This is a genomic window from Francisella orientalis FNO12, from assembly GCF_001042525.2.
In the GTDB taxonomy this organism is placed as follows: domain Bacteria; phylum Pseudomonadota; class Gammaproteobacteria; order Francisellales; family Francisellaceae; genus Francisella; species Francisella orientalis.
Map to the genome: position 1 here is coordinate 699,113 of NZ_CP011921.2, position 24,249 is coordinate 723,361.

Here is a 24,249-nt window from a genome sequence, read left to right on the forward strand (position 1 = left end):
AAGTTTTTCAGCTAATTGTTTAACTTCATCTGTATTAAATGCTGAAATATCATTGAAACTTTTTTGCGAAATTCTCTAAGCTGTTTTGGATTCTTCTTTGTAATATTCTCATCAGCAATGAAATATTGAACCATCAGTAGGTTGCTCTAGAAGATTTAAGCATCTTAAAAGTGAGCTTTTGCCTGCACCACTATGACCGATTATACCAAATATCTCGCCTTGCTTAATATCAAGATTTATATTGTCAAGCACGAGATTGCTAGTATTATTTGATCTGTACTCTTTTTTTAAATTTTAAATTTGAATCATTTTTAGCCTTTGCTTTATCACCAATTTTACTTTCTTGACCATTGATTAATCTTTGAATATTTCCTCTGTGTTTAATAAGTATGATTATTGCAATTATTAAAAATGGCGTTACCACTTGTAAATCTGAGGTAAATATTACTGAAAAACTTGCTATAACAGTAGCTATTAATGCTGATAAAGATGAATAGCGAGTAATTACAGCAATACATAGCCAAGTAATGACAAATATTAAACCTAAAATCCAGCTAAATCCAAATAGTGTACCTATTAAAGTTGCAACACCTTTGCCACCTTTGAAGCCAAAAAATATTGGGAATATATGACCGAGAATTGCATATAATGCAGTACATGCAGTTATAAATTCATTACCAGTTAATACTTTAGCTAAAACTACAGGCACTAGACCTTTTAGTATATCAAAAGCAAGGGTGATGATCGCTGGAGCCTTCCCACCTATTCTTAGAACATTTGTAGTTCCTGGGTTGCCAGAGCCAACGCTTCTTGGAGAGGGTAGTCTAAATATATAACAGACAATAATTGCACTATTAATTGAGCCTAAAAGATAAGCAAACACTAGTATGCTAAAATTTAAAAAGTTCATTGTTTTCCTTGATGATTTTAAAACTATTTGAGTTACTATAAGAGATAATACTATCTAGACAATATCTTCGCTAGCTATTTTTATAACTTTGTTATAGGATTAGAAGCTTAAAATAACTTATTCATTAATTTCTGTTTCAAAAGGTTAAATTTTATGACTGTAATGAAGTTCGACTTGATCAAAAAAGAAGGCAAAGCTAGAAGAGGAAAAATAAGCTTCCCAAGAGGAGATATTCAAACTCCTGCATTTATGCCAGTAGGGACTTATGGAGCTGTTAAATCATTATCTCCAGTTGAGTTAAAAGAAATGGATGCCGATATTATCTTGGGTAATACGTTTCATTTATGGTTACGTCCAGGTACTGAAATTATCAAAAAACATGGTACTTTACATGATTTCAACGGTTGGGATAAACCTATACTTACAGACTCTGGGGGATTTCAAGTCTTTAGTTTGGGTAAAATGCGTAAACTTACAGAAGAAGGCGTTACATTTAAATCACCGATAAACGGTTCAAAAGTTTTTTTATCTCCTGAGATATCAATGCAAGTCCAAAGAGATCTTGGCTCTGATATTGTAATGTGTTTTGATGAGTGCACACCATATCCAGCTACTGAAAAAGAAGCAAAAGACTCTATGGAACTATCTATGCGTTGGGCAAAAAGATCAAAAGATGCTCATGGAGATAATCCATCTGCATTATTTGGAATTATTCAGGGTGGAATGTATGAGCATTTACGTGATGAGTCGCTAAAAGCTTTAAAAGAAATAGATTTCGATGGTTTTGCAATAGGTGGATTATCTGTGGGTGAGCCTAAAGAAGATATGATTAGAATACTTGATCATACAGCTCATCAGATGCCAGAAGATAAGCCAAGATACCTGATGGGTGTTGGTACGCCAAAGGATTTAGTAGAAGCTGTTTATCGTGGTGTTGATATGTTTGATTGTGTAATGCCGTCACGAAACGCTCGCAATAGTCATATGTTTACATCTGAAGGAGTTATTCGTATCAGAAATGCTAAGCATAAAGAGGACACCTCTCCATTAGATTCAAATTGTGATTGTTATACTTGTAAGAATTTTAGCCGTAGCTATTTGCATCATCTTGACAAAACTCAAGAGATATTAGGTTCAAGATTAAATACTATTCATAATCTAACTTATTATCAAAATCTTATGAAAAATATTCGCCAAGCTCTAGAAGAGGGTAAGTTTGAAGAGTTTAGGAAGGAGTTTTTGGAGAATTATAAAGGTTAAGTTTTATAGAAAATTTTATGTAGCATTATAAACATAGAGTCAAAAATAAGAGCTTAATAATTTTTTGATAATATAAAAATTAGTTGTTTCAGAATCTCTAGCTAAAAGATAATATGACTTTCCGGTTGTGTATTCTTGCTGAGGTGGTACATACAGGAAACCATTTTTGATGTGCTCTTGAATTAAAAGTCTATCTGTAACAAAAAAACCAATACCTGAAAAGCAAGCCTGAATTGCTTGAAGAGAGTTTTTAAAGAAGATGTCTTTATTAGGCTTTTTTGAGATGTTGTTGTGCTGTGCCCAGAGTTGATAATCATCAATGCGAATTTTATCATCAACATAGATTAGCTTTTGTTCTAATATTATTTCTGAGAGGCTTTTACCAAAGTGCTTATTATTGCAAACTAGTATTAGCTCACCATCTGCTAGTTTGAATTTGTTTTTATTACTAAAATCACTGTCAATACCATACTCTATGCTTATATCTATATCATCATAATCAAAATTTACTTTTCTGCCTAGACTGACGAGTTGTATCTCTGTATTTACTATTGAATCTATTAAATTATCTAGTTTTGGGATTAGCCAATTTGCACAAAGTGTAGTCATACAGTTTATCGATAATTTTTTAGCACGTTGTTTTTTTAGAACCACTGTTCATTGTAAATTTCTGATATTAGAGGGTCTATCATTGTGTAGTACTCTTTGGCTAAGTCAGTAATAACTAGATTTCGTTTATCCGTGATAAATAGTTTTTTATTAAGATGGTTTTCTAATTTTTTTATAGATTGGCTCACGGCAGAGTGAGTCATAAATAGCTGTTCTGCAGCTTTTATAGCTCTTGGCTCATTTGCACGTAAGTATCTAATACAAATAGATGGGGTCTACTTAACCATGTTAGTTTTATTTGTTGGTGGAGGCATACTTTATGTGATGGGTTGTAAGTATTTCTTCCTTTTCAAGAGTTGCTCCTTTCGCTTGGTGTTCAATATTTATTAGGGAGGTGTTTAGTCTATTTGCACAAATATTTTTCTTTATAAGTTTAAGTAATAGCTCATTATTAATTACCATTTTACTATTTAATACTAGTCTATTATTTATTCCAGTTATTAGGTTTTTGTTTTATAAGCAGAGTGTTAGTTACTTTAATTTTATTTATATTATTATTAGCTTTTTGGGAATTTATCTTATACTAGGTGTTAGAGAAGGTAATGTTAATACATGTAGTCTTTGCGCTATTTTTGCGGGAGTTTTAAATGCAGCATCTCAAGTTGTTTTATACAATGCGAGCAAAAAAGAAGATGTATTTATTATAAATCTTTGGATATATACATATATAGGAATATTTTTATTGTTATTGTTGCCATTTAACATATCTGCTATATCTAGCTTAAATGAGGTGTCAATGAAGCCTGTATCCATTTGGGTATCAGTAGCTATAATTATATTTGGTATTAGTTCACAGATTTTTAGAGTAAAAGCCTTTAAGTATACTAAAGATCCTTCACTAATAGCTCCAGCTATGTATTTTTCAGTAATAGTTGCGGCACTATTAGAAGTTGTGTTTTATGATAGCTCTATAGGTTATATGGAGATGATAGGAATTTTGATGGTGTGTGTTTCGAGCATACTGTCTTTAATAAGAAAATAATAAGAGGAAAAGAAATGAAAAATAAAATCGTGATTGTTGCAGACTTTATAAATGAGATAGTCGATGAGAAAGGCGTTTTTGGAGCTCATAACGCTAAGAGAGTTAAAGATGATAAAACTATGGAAAAAGCAAATCAATTAATTACATGGGCAAGAGAAAATAATATTATGATTGCTCATGTTAAGGTTGGTTTTAGTAAAGATTATAAAGAGTGTTCAAAAGTTTCTCCTATGTTTAAGCAAGTTCCGGAATATGGTGTTTTTCAGTTAGGTACTTGGGCAACAGATTTTCATCCAAGTATGGATGTTCAAGAGCATGATATCATAATAACAAAACATCGCGTCAGTGCACTATATGGTACTAATCTTGAAGTTGTTTTGCGAGCAAATAATGTTCAAGATGTTATTATTTGTGGAGTATCAACCAGTTATGTGGTAGAGTCTACTGCTAGGGAATTACATGATCGTGACTATAGAGTCATGGTTGTGGCAGATGCCTGTAATGCTAGCAGTCAAGAAACGCATGAAGCAAGTTTGTCAAATCTAAATAAAATTGCTAGAATTGTATGCGTAGATAATTTATTAAAGGGAGAGTGTTTTGGTAATTAAACTTACTCCCTTTTTTGCTGTACCATGATATAATACACTGTATTTCATATAGAGAGTAAATAATATGAATAAAATAACTTCTTTCTTTGTTGGAGCGATAATCTCATTTTCGTTATTCAGCTTTTCGTATTCGTTCAATGATACTGAGAATTTGTTATATCTTCAGGCTTACTATAACAAACAAAATGTTGAAAAAGTGAATACTTTTCATCAAGGTTCTAGAATGTCTAGGTATTCAACAAATTTGAAAGTTGATGATTATAGATAATTAAAACTCTTTCAAATTTTTATATAAGTCTTTTTCTTACAATCCATAAAACTTTATTTCTACACCTAAATATAATTTTTTAGTTTTGCTGTTATATTCTTTTTGTTTAAAGTAGTTTTGCTGGAATTCAAAATTGTTATTTTCTTTATGAAAATGACATATCAGATCTCTTGAAGTGAACCTATTTATAGCTATCAATAAATTTTTTAGGGAAAGTATATAAGGAGGATTATCCATATTGATGTTTCTAAGTCATGCTTTTGAAGGCTTCAATAAAACAAGGGTGCCGGATGGAATTAAAGTAACAATTTATGGCTCTAAAGGGACCGTCTTACTCCTTTTTTAGCGGCTACAGCTGTCCAATTTAATTATGAGAATAGCCATCTAAGTTTAGATAAAAGATTGAAGTATTTGCAGATAGTTCAAAAGCTATCTTCACAAGAATATAATACAAATTATCAATCTGATGGTGCTAAAATTTTGAGGGGAGAAAATGTAGATCTAAATACTACCAGAAATTATTTTATATTAAAAGATTCTGCTTATCCTGAAATATATAATTCAGGAGCTTATGCACTAAATATGATGTTTAGTAATACAGGTGGAGGTAAAGATGGAGCAACTTTAGTAGTTAAAAATTTACTTGATAAAATGGGTTGTATATATCCAATTATTAATTTTGTTGTAATTTTGATGGCTATATTAGGACTTAGTGACTCATGTATATATCCATCCGTTCTTGGTTATGCAATGGATAAGCTTCCTCATGTATCAAGTGGAGCAACATCATTCTTAGTAACTGTCGGTGCAATAGGTATTTCATTAGGGACGTCTTTATCAGGTATGCTTTGTAACCTATTAGGGCGCGAGCCTGCAATGTTGGTCGGACCCGTAATGTTATTGGTGTTGGCCACTTTGGTAGTGATTGTGCATAATTTGAAAGTTGTCAAATAGTGGAGGATTTCTATGTCTAACATAGATTAGATACAAAAATTTATTCAGAGCTCTAAATATGTATACAAAAATATACAAATACCAAAGGGTGGTAGTATTAATTATATGAACGAGAATTTGAAGCCTATCCTTGAAAATAAACTTACATCAGCTCAAGCAAAAATCATACTGGATAAGTATGATAATGCTTTTGATATAGATCTAACTAAAACAGGTTTTCCTAAAGCAGCAGAAAGAGATACTAATGATGATGCTACAAACTATGATGCTGTATGGGTGCGTGATGTAATTTGGGTATATTATTACTTTAGTGGGTTTAAAGAAAATGATGCTAAAATTCTGATTAATAAGTCTTATGAATATTATAATTCGCCTGCGCAACAGAAGCGTTTTGAAGAAATTATTGCAAATCCAAAATTAGCAACAGATAAAATGGCTGTTCCTCATATTCGTTTTGATAGCTCTAGTGATTGTTATGATGATGTGATGGTAAATGGTGAGCCACAAGTATGGAACCATAAACAGATGGATGCGCATGGACTTTTTTTATTAGCTTTAAATGATGCTTATCAAAAGCAGATATTCTATGTGAATGATTCGGAATTATTACTGTTTTTAGAGCGGTTTTTTGGCTTTTTAGAATTAATAAAATATTACGAATATGCTGATGCAGGGGCTTGAGAGGAAATCGATAGGGTAAATACAAGTAGTATTTCTTTGGTGGCGAATGCTGCTAAGCAATGGAAAAGTACTTTAGATAATAAAGACCTTAAACTATCGATAGATTTACAACAGTTAAGTAACTTAGGTATCGATAAAGTTAAAACTCAGATAGCTAGCGTAGAGAGTCGCCACTTTATAATTCTGATGATATTTGTTACTGTGAAAGTGATGCTGCAATATTGCATATTTTCACACCATATTTTAGCGATGGTCTAGAGTTTGCTGAGTATCAAAAAAGTTTAGCTTTAGTAGAAGGTCTTGTGCATAATTATGGAGTGATACGTTACAAAGGTGATAGTTATCAATCTGGTAATTTTTGGTTTGAAGATGATAGTACAGCAAAAGAAAGCTTAACAGATGACGCCTTCAGCGTAGAATAATTTGCAAAAGAGCTAAAGGAAGGTTTAAAGATTCTTAAGCACTATGGTTTTTTGATAGTATGTTAGCTTTAGCAATGATGAATTTATATGATAAATATTCACAAAAATTTAATAAGGATAAATATTTTAACAAGGTTGCTTGGCATATAAAAGAGCTTTAGCACAGATGACAGCTTGTGGTTATATAACAGCGGATGGTCAGCTAGTTAATGTAGAGCTGTTACCTGAAAGTATAAATGTTATTGTTTTTGATGAGCAAAGATATTATTTGCCATCTCTAATTACGTCACTTAATTGGGCTAAAGCTTCATTAGCAACAGCGATTAAAAAATTTAGTAATTATAATATTGTATAAAACCACAAATTAGAATATCCAACTTTCTAATAAAATACTAATTCTAATTCTAATCTTATTATTAGTCTTTAATTGATTAAGTACTACTACTAATGTAAAATTCCTACGTTTAAAAATTAAAAATTTTCGGGAGAAAAAATGAGAAAGTTATTATTATCATTATCTGCAATTGTATTATTTGCATCAACTTCATTTGCAGAAGGTGCTGAGCAAGCAGCTAGTAGTCCACTAAGTTCAATTTTAATGCTTGTAGTATTTTTTGCGATATTTTGGTTCTTATTAATTAGACCACAACAGAAAAAAAATAAAGAACTACGTAAAATGTTATCTGAGCTTTCAAAAGGTGATGAAGTTGTCACAAACGGCGGTATGATAGGGAAAATTGCTAAAATTGATGAGTCTTCTGTAGATTTAGAAATTGCAGAAAATGTTGTTGTTAAAATTCAAAGAAACGCAGTAGCTAATATTCTACCTAAAGGTGCTACTAAAGCTTAATAAGCTAAATTTCTATAAAGTCTTTTAATTTTTTTCTTTTTAGTAAAGGAATTTTCAATGAGTAATAACAGAGGCCTGCCTATAAATCAATTTCCTTTATGGAAGAATCTTTTGATAGTGATTGTATTAGCTCTAGCACTTTTCTATGCCTTACCAAATGTGTTTGGTAAAAGTCCAGCTTTACAGATTTCTCAGAAAGATGGTAATGTAAGTACACAACTTATCAAAAGTATTGAAGATACTCTTAATGCTGACAAAATTGTATATCAAAGAGCTGAACTATCGGATGATAAAAGTAATGTTGCGATTATCTTCAAAGATGTAGAAGAGCAGCTAAAAGCTAAAAAAGCTCTCAAAGAAAGTCTAGGAGATCAGTATATTATAGCTATGAATATGCTTTCGAATTCTCCAAGTTGGTTATCTGCGCTAGGCGCTAACCCTATGAATTTAGGATTAGATTTACGTGGTGGTATGTATTTGATGTTAGAAGCTGATACAAATACTGCGATTAATGCTCAGTTAGATAATTCTTTAAATACAATTCTTAGTGCTGCGAAAGATAATAATATAAATATTGTCAGTTCTACAAAAGCTGAAGAGAAATCGATAGTAAAAGTTCTACAAGACTATATAGATAATGGTTTTATTTCCGTTACTTTAGCAAACTCAGCAGGCGTTGATCAGCTAAAACAATATTTGAATAATGAATTTAGAAAAACTCAAGATCCTAATATAATCTACAGTGTAAAAGATAATACGACATTTATATCTTATAATAGTGCAAAAATTTTACAACTTAGACAAGATGCTATATCACAAGTTGTGACAGTTATGCGTAATCGTATTAATGCTTTAGGTGTTGCAGAAGCATCTGTGGCTCAGGCTGGTGATAATCGTGTAGTAATTGAAATACCAGGTATGCAAGATGCAACTCAAGCTAAGCAAATTCTAGGTGGTACATCCACAGCTAGTTTTTATTTGGTTAGTCCTGTTACGGATAGGTTAGCTGCAGAAGAGCAGGGTTATAAGGTTTATGCTTTAGATAATGGTAGAGGCTATCAAAGTTACTATAGTTTAAGAGGAGCGCCTGTAGTAGGAGGAGTTGATATTATTGGCGCAAGTCCTTCTATCGATCATCAGACGGGTACTCCGATTGTTGTGGTTGAGCTCGATAGAAGTGCAGCAAGCAACTTTAGACAAATAACGGGCAATAATATTGGTAACCCAATGGGTGTAATGCTTGTTAATACAACTTATGAAAAAGTTAAAGATAAAGATGGTAAAGAGAAAAATGTAGTAAATAAGACTGAAAAGCTAATCAACGTTGCTACAATTCAGTCAGCTCTTGGCTCTCAGTTCCAAATTACAGGATTAAATCAAAAAGAAGCAAATAATCTTGCGCTGATGATTAAAGCAGGTGCGCTACAAGTGCCAGTACATATAGTACAAGAAACACAAATTGGTCCAAGTTTAGGTAAAGATAATATCGAAAAAGGTATGTTATCTATTGTGGTAGCTCTGATTGCTGTTATAGTCTTTATCTTAGTTTATTATAGAGTCTTTGGTGTTATAGCTAATATAGCTCTTGTAATGAACTTAGTATTGATTGTTGCTGTGATGTCAATCATACCAGGTGCTACACTTACATTACCAGGCATAGCAGGTATTGTACTAAACTTGGGTATGTCAATAGACGGTAACGTACTTATATTTGAGAGAATCAGAGAAGAAATTAGAGCTGGTATGCCACGTCAAAGCGCGATTCATATTGGCTACGAAAAAGCATTTACAACTATTGTCGATTCAAATATTACAACTTTGATTGTTGCTATTATTTTGTTCTTCATAGGTAGTGGTGCAGTCAAAGGTTTTGCTATAACTCTAATGATTGGTATTGTAACATCTATGTTTACATCAGTAACTGTCTCTAGAGCAATGACAAACTTTGTGTATGGTAAGAGAAAGAAATTAGAAAAAATTTCTATAGGTATATAATTTTAGGTTGGATTTATAATGGAATTTTTTAAACAAAAAATAAATATAGACTTCTTAGGAATAAAAAAATATACAACAGCTTTCTCTGTTTTAATGATTGTTGTGTCATTATTTTTCATATTCACAAAAGGACTAAATCTAGGTTTAGATTTTACAGGTGGTTATCAGGTACAAATTCAAGCAACTAGTGTACAAAACTCAGCAACAATATCTGAAAAGTTAGAAAAAGCTGGTTTTGAACATACTACAGTTACAACTTTTGGCGAAAATAATAACTATCTTATTAAATTTACACCAGATGAGGTTAATTCAAAAACTAGTAGTTTAGATAGTGCCCAGCAGTATCTTAAACAACAGGTTGAGAACTCTCTTGATGCTAAAGTTTTGAGTGTCAATTATATAGGTCCACAAGTAGGTAAAGAGTTAGCTAGTAATGGTGTTTTGGCTATCATAATTGCAATGGTATGTATTTTGATATACATCAGTGCTAGATTTGAGATGAAGTTCGGTATTAGTGCATGTGTTGCGTTGATACATGACCCAATTGTGATTCTAGGTATCTTTGCAGCATTTCAATTAGAGTTTGATTTGACTGTTTTAGCAGCAATATTAGCAGTGATAGGTTACTCACTAAATGATACTGTTGTGATATATGATAGAGTGCGTGAAAACTTTAGAAAAATGCGTAACGCTAATGTAGCTGAAGTAGTTAATAAAAGTATTAATGATACCTTGTCTAGAACAATTTTAACTTCTGGATTAACGATGTTGGTTGTGGTTGTGCTTTATCTATTTGGTGGTAGCTCAGTGCATAACTTCTCATTAGCTTTAATATTAGGTATTGTAGTTGGTACATACTCATCTGTATATGTTGCGGGTGTTGTGGCTGTAGCGCTAGGTTTAAACAGAGAATCTTTACTTCCTAAGCAAGTATCAAAAGAAGATATGCCAATACTTTAATATTTATTAATGTTAGTTATATAGCTAAATAGTGTATAATTTAAGAGATAAATTTAAAAAAGGATTAATAAATGAAAAAAATAGTTTTAGCTTCATTAGCTATATCTTTAGGACTATCATCAGGCTTTGCAATGTCAAAGAGTGAACCTGCAGAAACTCCAAAAACTGCGGAAGTTTCACAGCAGTCAGAAAAGCTTGTAGATATATATGCTAAAGACGATCAGTCTTCTGAAGTTAAAGGACAAATTGGTTTAAATAATCAAGATAACTATAATATTTTTTACTGTAAGCAAAATAACTGGTGTGAAGTTGTTAATAAAGACAATGGAGATACTGGATGGATTAGTTTAGAGCAGTTAAAACAAGCTCAACAAAAGGTTGCTAAAATAATGCGGAAGAAAAATGCAGTTAAAAGATTAGAGGAATATATGGTTATTCAAGATCAAAAAATTGCCCAATTATATGCGATGATGACTCAACAACAGCAAGAATTTGCTAAAATTATAGAGCAACAACAAGCCCAAATTAATCAGTTGAAGCAGGCATATTACTACCGATAGTATATTCTTGTCTTATGGGAGCTATATGACCACAAAAAAATTATTACCAGTTGCAAAAGGCAAATCATTACCAGTTGTATCTGATAATAACCTTAGTTCTTATCTTAACTTTGTAAATTCATTACCTATACTTTCTGTCGAAGAAGAGCTGGAACTTGCTAGACGATATAAATATCAAAAAGATTTAGATGCAGCTCAGCAACTTGTTTTATCGCATCTTCGTTTTGTTACCAAAATTGCGCGTAATTTTTCAGGTTATGGCTTATCGATAGCAGATCTTATCCAAGAGGGTAATATTGGTCTAATGAAGGCTGTGAGTAAGTTTGATCCAGATCAAGGTGTCAGACTGGTATCATTTGCAGTACATTGGATTAAAGCAGAAATGCATGATTATGTCCTTAAAAATTGGAAGATTGTTAAAGTAGCTACTACAAAAGCTCAGCGTAAGTTATTTTTTAATCTTAGAAGTAGTAAAGATAAGATTGGTTGGTTAAGCTCAGAAGATATCAAGCAATTAGTAGAAGAGCTAGGTGTCAAAGAAGAAACAGTTATCGAGATGGAAAAGAGAATGTGTCAAGGAGATGCAAGTCTTGATTTACCATATACTGATGATGAGGGTGGGCAGTCTAATCAACAAAGTTTGTATTTGGAAGATAAATCTTCAGATATAGAACATCAAATAGTTCAACAAGATTATTATGATAATTTCAAAGCAATAGTAAAAGATGTGATAAGTGGTTTTGATACACGTACTAAAGATATTATTATGTCGCGCTATTTGCTTGATACAAAAGCAACTCTACAAGATCTAGCTGCTAAGTATAATATTTCTGCCGAAAGAGTGCGTCAAATCGAAGAAGAAGCACTCATTAAGCTTAGAAAAGCTATAAAAAATAGGTCTTAGGTTTTTAGTTTTTTTGACTATTAATTATTCAAAAAAATAGTAGCACTTATGTTAATATAATTATCAATATTGTTTTTATTTATTTGATTAATGAAAGATTTTATACCTAAGGTAAAATCAAAAATAAAACCCTCAGTTTATTTAGATGGTTCAAAGAGTATATCTAATAGATCTTTGATAATTGCCGCTATGGCACAAGGTCAAACAACATTTACAAATTTACCCAATAGTGCTGATGTACTATCATGTGTTGGTGCATTAAAAGAGCTAGGCTGTCAACTAGAGCATAGTCAAGAATCTAAAGCTTTGGTTATACAAGGATGTAGTGGAAAATTTGTAAACTCAAATGCAAAAATATTTTGTAATGAGTCAGGTACTTTGACAAGATTTATAATCCCTATGTTAGCTGTACAAGCTACAGGTCAGTACTATGTATACGCAAAGCAAAGAATGATGGATAGACCTTTAGCAGATCAGTTAATACCACTTAAAAAGCTAGGTATGTCAGCATTCTATCATCAAAAAGAGCATGCTATGCCTCTTACAATTGAAGCGAAGTTATTAAATGGTGGTAATATCGAAGTAGATGGTGCTAAGAGTTCTCAGTTTGCATCAGGTTTGCTTATGGCAGCTCCATTTATGACTAATGGCTTGCAACTAAACTCTGTCACAGATCATAAGCAACCATATTTAGAGATGACAGCTAAAGTAATGGCTGAGTTTGGTATAAATGTAAATATTAATGGAAGTATTTATAGTGTAAATAACTCTAGTTATGTTTCTCCAGATAAATATGTTGTTGAGCCTGATGTTTCGACTGCATCGTATTTTTGGGCGTTTGCTGCTATTACTGGCTCAGCTATTAAGGTTATGAATGTAACGCAAAAATCTAAGCAAGGCGATATTAAATTTTTAGAAGTGCTAGAGAAAATAGGATGTCAGGTTAATTACTTTGATGATGGTATAGAAGTTGTAGGTACAGATAGTTTAAGTGGTATTGAAGTTAATATGCGTAATTTTTCTGATACCTTTATGACACTTGCTGCTATTGCATGCTTTGCAAATTCTGATACTCATATTTCAGGACTTAGTCATACTAGAGGACAGGAGTCAGATCGTGTTGATGCTATAGCAGAAGGACTTACAAAACTTGGCATCTATGTTGAGACAACCCAAAATAGTATCTTAATATCTCCGGCAAGAAGCAAATTTAAACCAGCTGAAGTTGATAGTCATAATGATCATCGTATCGCTATGTCGTTAGCATTGTTAGGATTAAAATATGATGGTGTTGTAATAAATAATGCAGGGGCGGTTAGCAAAACATGTCCTAACTATTTTGATAGAATGAGAAGCTTAGTAGGTTCGTGATGACAAATAAAGAGCGTATTATCACCAGATATTTAAGTCAAAGATGGTATAAGAAGGCTCTTATTATCACACCTAAGGAGCAAAACTATTTTTATAAGATAAATGTTCTAAAGCTCGTGGCTTGTTCCGGCTATCTAAAAAATGAGCCTCCGCTAGGGTGTGTATTTGATGTAGAGGCTTGGCCTTTTGAGCATAAGTTTTTTGATCTTATCATATTGGATGAGAGTTTTATAAATTGTCCAGCTTTAATGAAAGTAATATTCAATCAGCTTCATTTCTGTCTAGCAGATGATGGTGAGGTTATTGTCGCTTGTTCAGGCAATATTAGCCTATATAGTCTATTATCAAGATTTATCTCAAATGGTTTTATTAGCAAGAGAGTTAGGTTCATAAACTATACTGGTAACTTTATAGTAAATATGTTCAAAAGAATTTTTAGTAAATATTTTGTAGTGGTTTTTAAAAAGGATAATTACTTCTCCATTGATCCGCTTAGTGTCGGAGAGCTAATTAAAGAACCTACAAAGTCAGAAGTGGCTAAAATATACAGTGGTGGTTGTGCTAAGGAAGTATATGGGAATTTTCACAAAGAAAAATAATGTAATTGCTTATACAGATGGAGCATGTAAAGGTAATCCAGGTATGGGCGGTTGGGGAGCTATCTTGAGTTATAACGGTGTTGATAAAGAGATTTATGGTGCCGAAAAAGATACAACAAATAATCGAATGGAGCTAATGGCAGCAATCAAAACTCTACAAGCTCTGAAAAGAAAATGCGATATAACGATCTATACAGATTCTAAATATCTCCAAAATGGCATTAATCAGTGGTTAGCAAATTGGAAGGCTAATGATTGGAAGACAGCAGCCAAAAAAGAAGTCAAAAATAAATATCTTTGGCAAGAGTTAGATAGTTTGACAGTCAAGCACAATGTAACTTGGAGCTGGGTAAAGGGTCATAGTGGTAATCAAGGTAATGAAAAGGCTGATGAGTTGGCAAATAAAGCAATCGCTGAATTGACAGGAAAATAAATATGAATAATTACTCTAATAAAAAAATTCTGGTTTTATATACTGGTGGTACTATAGGGATGATTAGTACTGAACAAGGCTATGATGTTGAACTGGGCTATCTAACAAAAACCATAGCTGGAATTAGAGATTTTTATCATTATGATATGCTAGAGTTCGAGATTAAAGAGTATAGTGATCTTATTGATTCATCAAACATTGATCCAAAAAGATGGATTTCGCTAGCACAAGATATATTGAGTAATTATGCTAGTTATGACGGTTTTGTGATTTTGCATGGTACAGACACTCTTGCTTATACGGCATCGGTATTATCTTTCATCTTGGGTGAAATTGATAAGCCAGTTATTGTTACAGGCTCGCAAATACCAATCTCTAAAATTAGGTCAGATGCTATATCAAATATCCTTAATAGTCTAATTTTTGCATGTAATGATGATATCAAAGAAGTTTGTGTCTATTTTAATCAAAAGTTAATGCGTGGTAATAGAACTACGAAAGTATCAGCGACAGATTTTGATGCTTTTGGATCACCGAATTATCCTACTCTAGCAAAAGTTGGTATAGATATCGTAGTCAAGCATAAAAGATTATGGCAAAGACAAAAGTCATTTAATATACCAAAATTAGATACATTTACAATTCCTAAAGTTGCAATATTACAAGTTTATCCTGGTATGAATAGTGATATGCTATCTGCTATTGTTGAGCAACCATTACAGGGATTAATTCTCAAAACTTATGGTTCTGGTAATATAATGAATGATCCAGAAATTTATGCGACTCTCAAGAAGGCTAGTAATAAGGGTGTTGTTATAGTTAATTGTACGCAGTGTTTGTATGGTGGTGTCAAAATGGCTACATATAAAGTTGCAAGAGGGTTGATTGATGTTGGTGTGATTTCAGGTTATGATATGACTGATGAAGCGGCATGTGCTAAGCTTTTTTATTTGTTAGGTCAATCTAATATTTCTCTACAAGAGATCAAGGGAGCTTTTGATACTTCTTTGCATGGTGAAGTAACGTTGCTATAGCGTTCATAAAAACTTGTTTATTTTATGATGTTAATATAGTATATTAATACATGAAAAAAATTCACTTATAAGTAAGGGGGGGGACTAATAATGAGCAATATTTCTGAATTAATAAAAGGCAACAGAGCATGGGCTGAACAAATCAAAAAAACTAATCCTGAGTTTTTTGAAACTTTATCAAAAGGCCAATCTCCAGAATATTTTTGGATAGGTTGTTCTGATAGTCGTGTACCTGCTAACCAAGTTTGTGGTTTGGTTTCTGGTGATGTTTTTGTACATCGTAATGTTGCAAATGTTGTTTCACTTACAGATTTAAATTGTTTGTCGGTGTTGCAGTACGCGGTAGAGGTTTTAAAAGTCAAAAAAATCATAGTATGTGGTCACTATGCATGTGGTGGTGTTGAGACTGTTGTTAAAGATAAGAGCTATGGTTTGATTGATAACTGGTTAACATCTATCCATGAAGTTAAAGAACAGAGTAAAGAATTTATTGAAGAAGCTCTAGCTTGCTATAAAGGTAATGAAGAAGAATATATGAAGAAAAAAGTTGATATGATGTGTGAGTTAAACGCAATTCACCAAGCTTTAAATCTTTGTAAAACTACAGTTGTTAAGAATGCTTGGGCAAAAGGTTTGAAATTCACTATTCATGCAGCTATCTATGGTGTGAGTGATGGTAAATTATTTGAAATTGGTGGTGGTGTAGGCTCTAGAGAAGAGATGGATGCTACTTATGCTGAAGCTATTGAAGCCATTAAGTCTAGATATTGTCAAACTCAATCTTGTTCATTGTAATTCTTCTTTCTTATAGAAAAATCTTATTATTAATCATATTATATAAAATATATGTGATTAAAAATCTTTTGAATATCATATTCTGAAGCGGATACTAAAGCAAAACTAATAACCCCGAAAGTTATTAAAGATAGTGGTTGGATTACCCCTTCAATTTGGGATAGTTTCGGAACTTGCTAATGATTTTGGTGGCATGGAACAATTAAAAGAAGGCTATTTGCAGTTGCAAAGGGAGATTTATAGGTGGGTGATATAAGTAGCAAAAAATTTTCACTAGAAGTTATTAGAATAATAAAAAATGCTTTGAGCAATGTTTTTTGGTTCAAAAAGAGTCTAGAGGAGTTTATAAGAAGTGTAACCAATGATACAAATATTTTATTTCACCAACTAAAAGAGAAATAGTATCTCTATATATTGATATATTGATATATTGTGACTAATAACCAAAAGAAATATTTTGATGAAATTTTATGTATTATAGAGTGTTTGTGTGATGGGAGTGATTTTTCTGAGTTAGAAAGGAATGAAAGGCAAGAATAAATTATAGAAGTTAAAAGAAATATAGAGCTATTAAAAGCAAAGTCTCAGAGTTTCTTTGAATATAAAATTTCTGAAGAAAATAGAAAAAAGCTAAAGAAAATTATCAATTAAGGCTAAATAGTAAGAAATTTTTCATAGAAGAATTAAATAGAATAAAGCAGGTTTATACAAACTCTCTTTCTCAAGAGCCACAAAAAAGAGGTTATACATTAGAAAAGATATTATTTGATATTAATAAACTATTTGATTTAGATCCTAGAGCATCATATAAGCGTGAAGGGGAACAGATTGATGGTGTATTTTGTTTTGAATCTCAAGAGTTTTTATTAGAAACTAAATTTTATAAAACCCCTGTTAATCATGACAGTGTTATTCTATTTTATAAGTAAAGTCGAGTCTAAATTAGAAAATACATTGGGTATATTACTATCTATTGAAGGGTTTACTGAAAATGCAATTAAAAAGGCTAATAATCAAAATATAATTCTTATGAGTGGGGAAGATTTATATTATGTATTGGATAATAAGATAGACTTTAGGGATTTATTGCATAAGAAAAAAAAGCATGCTCATCAAACAGGTAAAAGCTTTATTACAATTAGAGAAATCTTATAAATTAAAAATTAATATCTTAGGATCAATCAATTTCGACCCTAATTTAAAAATGAGGGTTTGCTCCTATAAAAATACTACCTCGTCATATAGCGACTGCCACTCCTTAAATATTTTGAATGGGAATTGGTTTTTAGCTAAAATTTGAGTTATTCCCCTTCGAGTGTCGAAGGGGTGGGCTGCGAAGCAGGTCGGGGTAGTTGTAAATCAAACGAAATACTGCTGAGATAGATAAACTAATAAAATGAGATTGAAAGTATTTTATACAAAATATAGGCTATTATAGCTGTTGTAATATTAATAAAGAACACAGCTTCAATGTATTGGCTATAAATCTGACCACTAAATAGCGTAAGAGCATCTAATAATGTATAAATAGCAAAGAATATTAAACAAGCTGCTTTGAATTCTCTATTTTTAAATAGTGCTAGAATTGAGAATAAAAAGATGGCTAATTCAAAAATTCCTATCTGAAAAACAGCAGGAGTATAAATCCATCCTTGAAATTTACTAATACTATCCCCATCTACTAAATATGTAAAACTGTTGATACAAGCATATGGACTTATATTGAAAACAATAAAGTAGTTAGCATAGATATTTTCATGATGTTTACTATATATAATGCTAGAGTGTAAAAAGGCTATTATAAAAGGTGATATTAATAAACAAATACTTATAATTACAGTTACCATAAGTCGCTTAAATTTGTAGAAAATAGCTAGATTTTACAACAAATGCTTTGGCTTGTCATATATTTAATAATAAACATATAGACAATCTAATAGATGATAGTTAAAATTTGCTACTAGAAAATCGTTAAATAAATAAAAGGAAAACTTAATGATGCAAGTTACTGTAGAGAAGAAAGAAGGTATCCATTGTTCACTATTGATCGAAGTACCAGCTAATGAAGTTGATAGTATCGTTACAAAAGAAATTAACAAAACAGCAAAAACTATCAAGATGGATGGTTTCAGACCTGGTAAAGTACCTGCAGGTATGGTTGAGAAGAAGTATGGTGAGCAAATCCGTATGGAAGTAATCTCTGACTTGATTCCTCAAAAATACTCAAAAGCTATTCAAGACGAGAAATTAGCTGTTGCTGGTATCGAAGTAGAATTAAAAGAAAATAAAAAACGTGAGCCTCTTAAGTTTGTTGCTAATCTTGAACTTTTTCCAGAATTCGAAGTAACTGGTTTTGAAAAAATTGAAGTTCAAAAGCCAGTTGTTGAGCTAACTGACAAAGAAGTTAAGCAAATGATTGAAAATCTTAGAAAGCAGTTAGCTACATTCGCAGAAGTAGAAAGAGCTGTTCAAAAAGATGATAAGGTAGTGATTGACTTTGTTGGTAAGAGAGATGGCGAAGTGTTCGAAGGTGGCTCAGCTAATGATCAGGAATTAGTGATTGGTTCTGGTCAAATGATCCCAGGTTTTGAAGATGGTATCATTGGCATGAACAAAGATGAGCAAAAAACTATCACTGTTACTTTTCCAGAAGAGTATCAAAACAAAGATTTAGCCGGCAAAGAAGCTACTTTTGATATCACTATTAAGAAGATTCAAGGAGCTCAATTACCAGAAGTTGATGATGAGTTTGTTAAGAAGTTTGGTGTTAAAGGTGGTGTAGATACTTTTGAAAATGAAATCAAAAAAAATATGCAACGCGAGCTTAAGTTCATCTTACAAAGAAAAGTAAAAGACCAAGTATTCAAAGGTTTAAGAGAAATCGCTGAGTTTGAAACTCCAAAAGCTCTAATCAAAAGAGAAATTGATGCTGCTAAGCAAAACTTAGTTAGACAAATGGGAGGTGGTCAAAACTTTGATGTTAATCAATTACCTGATAACCTGTTTGAAGCTAATGCTAAGCAAAAAGTTGACACTAGTTTAGTTCTAGACAGCGTAATGAAGTCTCAAGAATTCAAGGCTAAAGATGCTGAAGTTGAGAGCTTATTAGATGAATTAGTTCAAGCTTATGAAGAGCCAGAAAAAACTAAAGAGCAAATCAAAAAGAATGAAAAAGAGATTTCTAACTTAAAAGCTTTAGTTATTGAAAATAAGTTAACTGAGTGGGTATTGTCTCAAGCTCAAGTAACTGAAAAACAAGAAGATTTCTTCGAAGTTATTAAAGAAAATATACAAGCTCAACAAGCTGGTTTCTAAACTAGCTTATAAAGAGAGGTTATAAATGATAACTAATAACTTAGTTCCTACTGTCATTGAGAAAACAGCTGGTGGTGAGAGAGCTTTTGATATTTATTCAAGACTATTAAAAGAGCGTATAGTTTTTTTAAATGGTGAGGTAAATGATCATTCAGCTAATCTAGTGATTGCACAGCTGCTTTTTTTGGAGTCAGAGGATCCTGATAAAGATATATATTTCTATATTAATTCTCCAGGTGGTATGGTTACAGCTGGTATGGGCGTGTACGATACTATGCAGTTTATCAAACCAGATGTGAATACTATTTGTATCGGTTTGGCTGCAAGTATGGGATCACTACTATTAGCAGGTGGTGCAAAAAGTAAAAGATATAGCTTACCAAGTTCACAAATCATGATTCACCAACCACTAGGTGGTTTCAGAGGTCAAGCTTCTGATATAGAAATTCATGCAAAAAATATTCTGCGTATCAAAGATAGATTAAATAAAGTTCTAGCTCATCATACTGGGCAGGATTTAGAAACTATCGTGAGAGATACTGATAGAGATAATTTTATGATGGCTGATGAAGCAAAAGAATATGGTCTTATCGATCATGTAATTGAGTCTCGTGAAGCAATTATTAAATAATTAAAGGAAGTCTAATTTAATAAGATGGCTAAAATTCTATACTGTTCTTTTTGTGGTAAATCACAACAAGAAGTCAAAAATATTATTTCTGGTAGAGACGGTAATATCTGTAATAAATGTGTAAGTAAATGTGCAGATAAAATCCATAGTGCGACGGGGACTTCTGCAGAAGATGTATCATTTGAGAAGTTATCTAAGCCAATTGAAATCAAAAAATATCTAGATAATTATATTATTGGTCAAGATAATGCTAAAAAAGTACTATCAGTCGCTGTATATAATCACTACAAAAGAATTACTTCAAATACTACAAAGGATGATACAGAGCTTAAGAAAAGTAATGTACTATTGATAGGTCCTACAGGTTCTGGTAAAACATTATTTGCTCAAACATTAGCAAAGCTTTTGAATGTTCCTTTTGCTATAGCGGATGCGACTACTCTTACAGAAGCTGGTTATGTTGGTGATGATGTTGAAAATGTCATTGTTCGCTTGTTACAAAATGCTGATTTTGATGTTGCTAAAGCTCAAAAAGGTATTATCTATATTGATGAGATAGATAAGATCGCACGTAAGTCCGAAAGTGCATCGATAACTCGTGATGTATCAGGTGAAGGTGTTCAACAAGCACTTCTAAAGCTTATAGAAGGTACAGTGTCATCTGTGCCTCCTAAAGGCGGTAGAAAACATCCTAATCAAGATATGATTCAGGTTGATACCTCAGATATATTATTTATTTGTGGTGGGGCTTTTGCTGGTATCGAAAAAGTTGTTAAACATAGAATGGATAAAGTTAGTATTGGATTTAATGCCGATGTTATCCAGCAAAAAAATAGCTTAAATACTGAAAAATTAATGCGGAAAGTAGAGAGTGAAGATTTGACTAGATTCGGTCTTATTCCTGAGCTTATTGGGCGTTTGCCAATTGTTACAGTTCTTAATGAGCTTAAAGAAGAAGATTTGGTCAAAATTCTTACAGAACCTAAAAATGCTTTAATCAAACAATATGTGAAGCTGTTTAAGTTTGATGATGTAGCTATTGAATTTAGTGATGAATCTCTTATTCAGATAGCTAAAAAAGCAATAGCTAAAAAGACAGGTGCTAGAGGTTTAAGAACAATTCTTGAAAACGTGCTTCTTGAAGTGATGTTCCATGTGCCATCATTGGATGATATTGATAAAGTAATCATCAATGATAAAGTCATATTAGCGCAAGAAGAGCCAATTCTTGTAACAAAAGCACAACAGCAAAAACAATTAAAAGAGATAATCTAAAAAATCTACAGGAGAATGTAAGTTTATGTCAGAAGTCCTAAATGTCGTTCCTGTTATTCCTTTAAGAGATGTGGTTATATATCCTTCGATGACTTTACCTCTAAATGTAGGTCGTAAGAAGTCCATAGAAGCTGTCAAGCAGGCATCTAATAGTTATAATAATTGTATTTTATTAGCTACGCAAAAGAATGGTTCTAGCTCTGGTGATGTTGTAGATAATATCTATGATATTGGTACTTTAGCTAAAGTTGTTCAAATTATGAAACTTCCTGATGGTAGTTTAAAAATCATAGTTGAAGGTATAGCTAAGAGATTAGTCGCTAAGTATGAAAGTATTGATGGTTGTATCTATGCAAATTTAGATAGTCTTCATATTGATGATAATTATGATCCAAGTCAGATTGATAAAGAACTAAAAGCGATTTTGTTATCAATAACTGATTCACTTAAAAAATTTGTTGATATCAGTGGCAAAGTATCAAAAGAGTCTTTAGCTACGCTTATAAATACAGAAGAGCCTCATAAGTTTATATACGAGATCTCAACTATTCTAAATACTGAGATTGCCAAAAAACAAAAGATTCTAGAAGCTACAGATATCAAAAATAAAGCGCTATTACTTTTATCTTGTTTGTATGAAGAGTTAGAAATTCTTGAATTAGAGGTTAAGATTAAAGATAGAGTTAAGTCTCAAGTAGATAAAAATCAACGTGAATATTATCTAAATGAACAAGTAAAAGCTATTTACAAAGAACTTGGCGAAGCTGATGAAGAGTCAGAAGTAACGGCGCTTAAGAGTAGAATAGAAGCTACTAAGATGTCAAAAGAAGCTAAAGAGAAGTGCTTAAAAGAGCTTAAGAAGCTTAAAACAATGCCTCCTTCTTCATCTGAATCTGCTGTATCTAGAAACTATATTGAGACTATACTTTCGTTACCATGGGGTAAAAGAGCGAAGGTTAAAAAAGATATTAATTTAGCTGAAAAAGTTCTAGAGAAAGATCATTATGGTATCAAGAAGGTTAAAGAAAGAATACTTGAGCATTTAGCTGTTCAGATTAAAAGAGATACAAATACAAAAGCTCCTATTCTTTGTTTAGTAGGACCTCCGGGAGTTGGTAAGACATCTATCGGACAGTCTATTGCTAGAGCAACGGGGCGTGAGTATGTGCGTATGGCTTTAGGTGGTGTACGTGATGAATCAGAGATTAGAGGTCATCGTCGTACGTATATCGGTTCTATGCCTGGTCAAATTATCCAAAAGATAATCAAATCCAAAACTGAGAATCCTCTTTTCTTACTTGATGAGATAGATAAGATTTCTTCAGATTTTAGAGGGGATCCATCAGCAGCGTTATTAGAAGTACTTGATCCAGAACAAAATAGTACATTTAATGATCACTATTTAGAAATTGATTATGATTTATCTAAAGTAATGTTCGTTGCTACAGCAAACTCGCTTGATATAGATCCTGCATTACGCGATAGATTAGAAATTATCCATTTATCAGGTTACACGGAAATTGAAAAGCAAGCGATTGCTAAACAATATCTAGTACCAAAAGCATTAGAAAATAATGGCTTAACAAAAAATGAGATTAATTTCACACCTAAAGCAACGCTTGATATTATTCGATACTATACAAGAGAAGCTGGTGTAAGAAATTTACAGCAAAAAATAGACGGAGTGTGTCGTAAGGCTGTTAAAAATCTTCTTAAAGATCCTGAGCATGGCAAAGTTTCGATTACTCAGAAAAACCTTGAGGATTATCTTGGTGTGTACCAGTTTGATTATGGTATCAAAAATGCTAAACCTAAGGTTGGTCAAGTCACAGGTTTAGCATGGACATCTGTTGGTGGGGAGCTATTAACTATAGAAGCTCTGGTAATGCCTGGTAAAGGCAAAGTCAAATATACCGGCAGTCTTGGTGATGTGATGAAAGAATCTATTGATGCTGCTTTTAGTGTTGTACGTTCGATATCAAAAGACTATAAGTTAGAAGATGATTTCTATGAGAAAAAAGATATACACATACACGTTCCTGAAGGTGCTACACCAAAGGATGGTCCAAGTGCTGGTATAGCAATGACTACAGCTTTAGTCTCTGTATATACAAACAAGCCTGTTAGAAATGATATTGCAATGACTGGAGAGGTTACTTTACGTGGAGATGTCTTAGCTATAGGAGGTCTTAAAGAGAAACTTTTAGCTGCATTAAGAGGGGGAATTAAAGAGGTTTTGATTCCTAAACAGAATGTAAAAAACTTAGCTGATGTTGATAAAGAAATACTAGAAAAACTCGAAATTACACCTGTAAACAACATAAAAGAGGTTTTAGAGAGAGTTTTTTGATGTTAAAGTATTGAAACACTACATTTTTAGTGTTATAAACTTAAGTGACACTTGTCGATTATGTATAAATAAAGGAGTTTAAGACATGAATAAGAGTGAATTAGTAAGTGCTATAGCTAAAGAAGCAGATGTTACTAAAGAAGTTGCGAGCAACACTCTAGATGCTACTATTGCTGCTGTAACTAAAGCTTTAAAAAACGGCGATAGCGTTACTCTAGTAGGTTTTGGAACTTTTCAAGTAAAAGAAAGAAGTGCTAGAGAAGGTAGAAATCCTAAAACAGGTGAGATGATTAAGATCGCAGCCTCTAAAGTTCCAAGCTTTAAAGCAGGTAAAGGTCTTAAAGACGCTGTAAAATAATAAAAAAATTGCAAAAAAAGTGATTTTTTGAAAGGCATGCTTAACGGTATGCCTTTTTTTTATCT

The 24,249-nt window shown here is 32.3% G+C and carries 25 protein-coding genes and 3 pseudogenes; 24 read left to right on the top strand and 4 right to left on the bottom strand.

The features are described 5' to 3' along the window. Positions 1-128: 128 nt before the first annotated feature. A pseudogene (locus FNO12_RS11730) lies at positions 129-252 on the bottom strand (ATP-binding cassette domain-containing protein); the annotation flags it as partial. Between the two features lie 13 nt (positions 253-265). Next, a complete protein-coding gene (gene plsY, locus FNO12_RS03620; protein ID WP_014715244.1) occupies positions 266-910 on the bottom strand; it encodes a glycerol-3-phosphate 1-O-acyltransferase PlsY in 645 nt (214 codons plus the stop codon). 153 nt (positions 911-1,063) lie between these two features. On the opposite strand from plsY, the gene tgt reads away from it, so the two are divergent. Then, positions 1,064-2,170 carry a tRNA guanosine(34) transglycosylase Tgt gene (gene tgt, locus FNO12_RS03625; protein WP_014715245.1) on the top strand — a complete coding sequence of 369 codons (1,107 nt, stop codon included), beginning with the start codon at positions 1,064-1,066 and terminating at the stop codon, positions 2,168-2,170. 39 nt (positions 2,171-2,209) lie between these two features. Here tgt and FNO12_RS03630 read toward each other — a convergent pair. After that, positions 2,210-2,982, bottom strand: a pseudogene (locus tag FNO12_RS03630) (LysR substrate-binding domain-containing protein). On the opposite strand from FNO12_RS03630, the pseudogene FNO12_RS03635 reads away from it, so the two are divergent. The 18 genes and pseudogenes from FNO12_RS03635 (at position 2,981) to FNO12_RS03715 (ending at position 17,410) form a co-directional block, all read left to right on the top strand. Continuing rightward, a pseudogene (locus FNO12_RS03635) lies at positions 2,981-3,821 on the top strand (DMT family transporter). The pseudogenes FNO12_RS03630 and FNO12_RS03635 sit on opposite strands and share 2 nt — an antisense overlap. A 14-nt stretch (positions 3,822-3,835) precedes the next feature. After that, positions 3,836-4,429, top strand: coding sequence for a cysteine hydrolase family protein (locus FNO12_RS03640; protein ID WP_014715246.1), 594 nt, complete (start codon positions 3,836-3,838; stop codon positions 4,427-4,429). Between the two features lie 64 nt (positions 4,430-4,493). Then, positions 4,494-4,697, top strand: coding sequence for a hypothetical protein (locus FNO12_RS03645; RefSeq protein WP_014715247.1), 204 nt, complete (start codon positions 4,494-4,496; stop codon positions 4,695-4,697). 411 nt (positions 4,698-5,108) lie between these two features. Further along, complete coding sequence (locus FNO12_RS10385) at positions 5,109-5,651, top strand: MFS transporter (RefSeq protein WP_014715248.1); 543 nt, start codon at positions 5,109-5,111, stop codon at positions 5,649-5,651. 105 nt (positions 5,652-5,756) lie between these two features. Beyond that, on the top strand, positions 5,757-6,332 hold the full coding sequence (locus FNO12_RS10390) for a hypothetical protein (RefSeq protein WP_231138826.1): 576 nt from the start codon (positions 5,757-5,759) through the stop codon (positions 6,330-6,332). Between the two features lie 221 nt (positions 6,333-6,553). Beyond that, positions 6,554-6,754 carry a hypothetical protein gene (locus FNO12_RS10395; RefSeq protein ID WP_231138827.1) on the top strand — a complete coding sequence of 67 codons (201 nt, stop codon included), beginning with the start codon at positions 6,554-6,556 and terminating at the stop codon, positions 6,752-6,754. 139 nt (positions 6,755-6,893) lie between these two features. Then, positions 6,894-7,109 carry a hypothetical protein gene (locus FNO12_RS10400; RefSeq protein ID WP_231138828.1) on the top strand — a complete coding sequence of 72 codons (216 nt, stop codon included), beginning with the start codon at positions 6,894-6,896 and terminating at the stop codon, positions 7,107-7,109. 138 nt (positions 7,110-7,247) lie between these two features. Continuing rightward, positions 7,248-7,604 carry a preprotein translocase subunit YajC gene (gene yajC / locus FNO12_RS03665; RefSeq protein WP_014715249.1) on the top strand — a complete coding sequence of 119 codons (357 nt, stop codon included), beginning with the start codon at positions 7,248-7,250 and terminating at the stop codon, positions 7,602-7,604. Between the two features lie 57 nt (positions 7,605-7,661). Beyond that, positions 7,662-9,599 carry a protein translocase subunit SecD gene (gene secD, locus FNO12_RS03670; protein WP_014715250.1) on the top strand — a complete coding sequence of 646 codons (1,938 nt, stop codon included), beginning with the start codon at positions 7,662-7,664 and terminating at the stop codon, positions 9,597-9,599. Positions 9,600-9,617: 18 nt separating this feature from the next. Next, a complete protein-coding gene (gene secF / locus FNO12_RS03675; protein WP_014715251.1) occupies positions 9,618-10,559 on the top strand; it encodes a protein translocase subunit SecF in 942 nt (313 codons plus the stop codon). A 71-nt stretch (positions 10,560-10,630) separates the two neighbouring features. Then, positions 10,631-11,119: a hypothetical protein gene (locus tag FNO12_RS03680; protein ID WP_014715252.1), complete on the top strand. Its 489-nt coding sequence runs from the start codon at positions 10,631-10,633 to the stop codon at positions 11,117-11,119. Between the two features lie 25 nt (positions 11,120-11,144). Continuing rightward, positions 11,145-12,023, top strand: coding sequence for an RNA polymerase sigma factor RpoH (rpoH, locus tag FNO12_RS03685; protein WP_014715253.1), 879 nt, complete (start codon positions 11,145-11,147; stop codon positions 12,021-12,023). A gap of 90 nt (positions 12,024-12,113) precedes the next feature. Continuing rightward, positions 12,114-13,394 carry a 3-phosphoshikimate 1-carboxyvinyltransferase gene (gene aroA, locus FNO12_RS03690; protein WP_014715254.1) on the top strand — a complete coding sequence of 427 codons (1,281 nt, stop codon included), beginning with the start codon at positions 12,114-12,116 and terminating at the stop codon, positions 13,392-13,394. Further along, positions 13,394-13,993 (top strand): hypothetical protein, encoded by a 600-nt coding sequence (locus tag FNO12_RS03695; RefSeq protein WP_014715255.1) that lies wholly within the window; start codon positions 13,394-13,396, stop codon positions 13,991-13,993. Before aroA ends, FNO12_RS03695 begins: the two co-directional genes overlap by 1 nt. Beyond that, positions 13,968-14,426 (top strand): ribonuclease HI, encoded by a 459-nt coding sequence (gene rnhA, locus FNO12_RS03700; protein ID WP_014715256.1) that lies wholly within the window; start codon positions 13,968-13,970, stop codon positions 14,424-14,426. The genes FNO12_RS03695 and rnhA overlap by 26 nt, the downstream gene beginning before the upstream one ends. Before the next feature lie 2 nt (positions 14,427-14,428). After that, complete coding sequence (gene ansA / locus FNO12_RS03705) at positions 14,429-15,460, top strand: asparaginase (protein ID WP_014715257.1); 1,032 nt, start codon at positions 14,429-14,431, stop codon at positions 15,458-15,460. Positions 15,461-15,550: 90 nt separating this feature from the next. Then, positions 15,551-16,255, top strand: coding sequence for a carbonic anhydrase (locus FNO12_RS03710; RefSeq protein WP_014715258.1), 705 nt, complete (start codon positions 15,551-15,553; stop codon positions 16,253-16,255). Between the two features lie 900 nt (positions 16,256-17,155). Further along, positions 17,156-17,410, top strand: coding sequence for a hypothetical protein (locus tag FNO12_RS03715; protein ID WP_030003422.1), 255 nt, complete (start codon positions 17,156-17,158; stop codon positions 17,408-17,410). 233 nt (positions 17,411-17,643) lie between these two features. On the opposite strand, the gene FNO12_RS03720 is transcribed toward FNO12_RS03715, so the two are convergent. Further along, positions 17,644-18,102, bottom strand: coding sequence for a DUF6790 family protein (locus FNO12_RS03720; RefSeq protein WP_014715260.1), 459 nt, complete (start codon positions 18,100-18,102; stop codon positions 17,644-17,646). A 151-nt stretch (positions 18,103-18,253) separates the two neighbouring features. Between FNO12_RS03720 and tig the strand changes: the two genes are divergently transcribed. The 5 genes from tig (at position 18,254) to FNO12_RS03745 (ending at position 24,184) form a co-directional block, all read left to right on the top strand. Then, positions 18,254-19,570: a trigger factor gene (gene tig, locus FNO12_RS03725; protein WP_041265076.1), complete on the top strand. Its 1,317-nt coding sequence runs from the start codon at positions 18,254-18,256 to the stop codon at positions 19,568-19,570. Positions 19,571-19,595: 25 nt separating this feature from the next. Continuing rightward, entirely contained in the window at positions 19,596-20,201 is a 606-nt protein-coding gene (gene clpP / locus FNO12_RS03730) for an ATP-dependent Clp endopeptidase proteolytic subunit ClpP (RefSeq protein ID WP_014715261.1), read from the top strand. A 24-nt stretch (positions 20,202-20,225) separates the two neighbouring features. Further along, the gene (gene clpX / locus FNO12_RS03735) at positions 20,226-21,476 is read left to right on the top strand and encodes an ATP-dependent Clp protease ATP-binding subunit ClpX (protein WP_014715262.1); all 1,251 of its coding nucleotides are present in this window, start codon (positions 20,226-20,228) and stop codon (positions 21,474-21,476) included. A 25-nt stretch (positions 21,477-21,501) separates the two neighbouring features. Continuing rightward, positions 21,502-23,826 (top strand): endopeptidase La, encoded by a 2,325-nt coding sequence (gene lon, locus FNO12_RS03740; RefSeq protein ID WP_014715263.1) that lies wholly within the window; start codon positions 21,502-21,504, stop codon positions 23,824-23,826. Between the two features lie 85 nt (positions 23,827-23,911). After that, a complete protein-coding gene (locus FNO12_RS03745; protein WP_014715264.1) occupies positions 23,912-24,184 on the top strand; it encodes an HU family DNA-binding protein in 273 nt (90 codons plus the stop codon). Positions 24,185-24,249 lie beyond the last annotated feature (65 nt).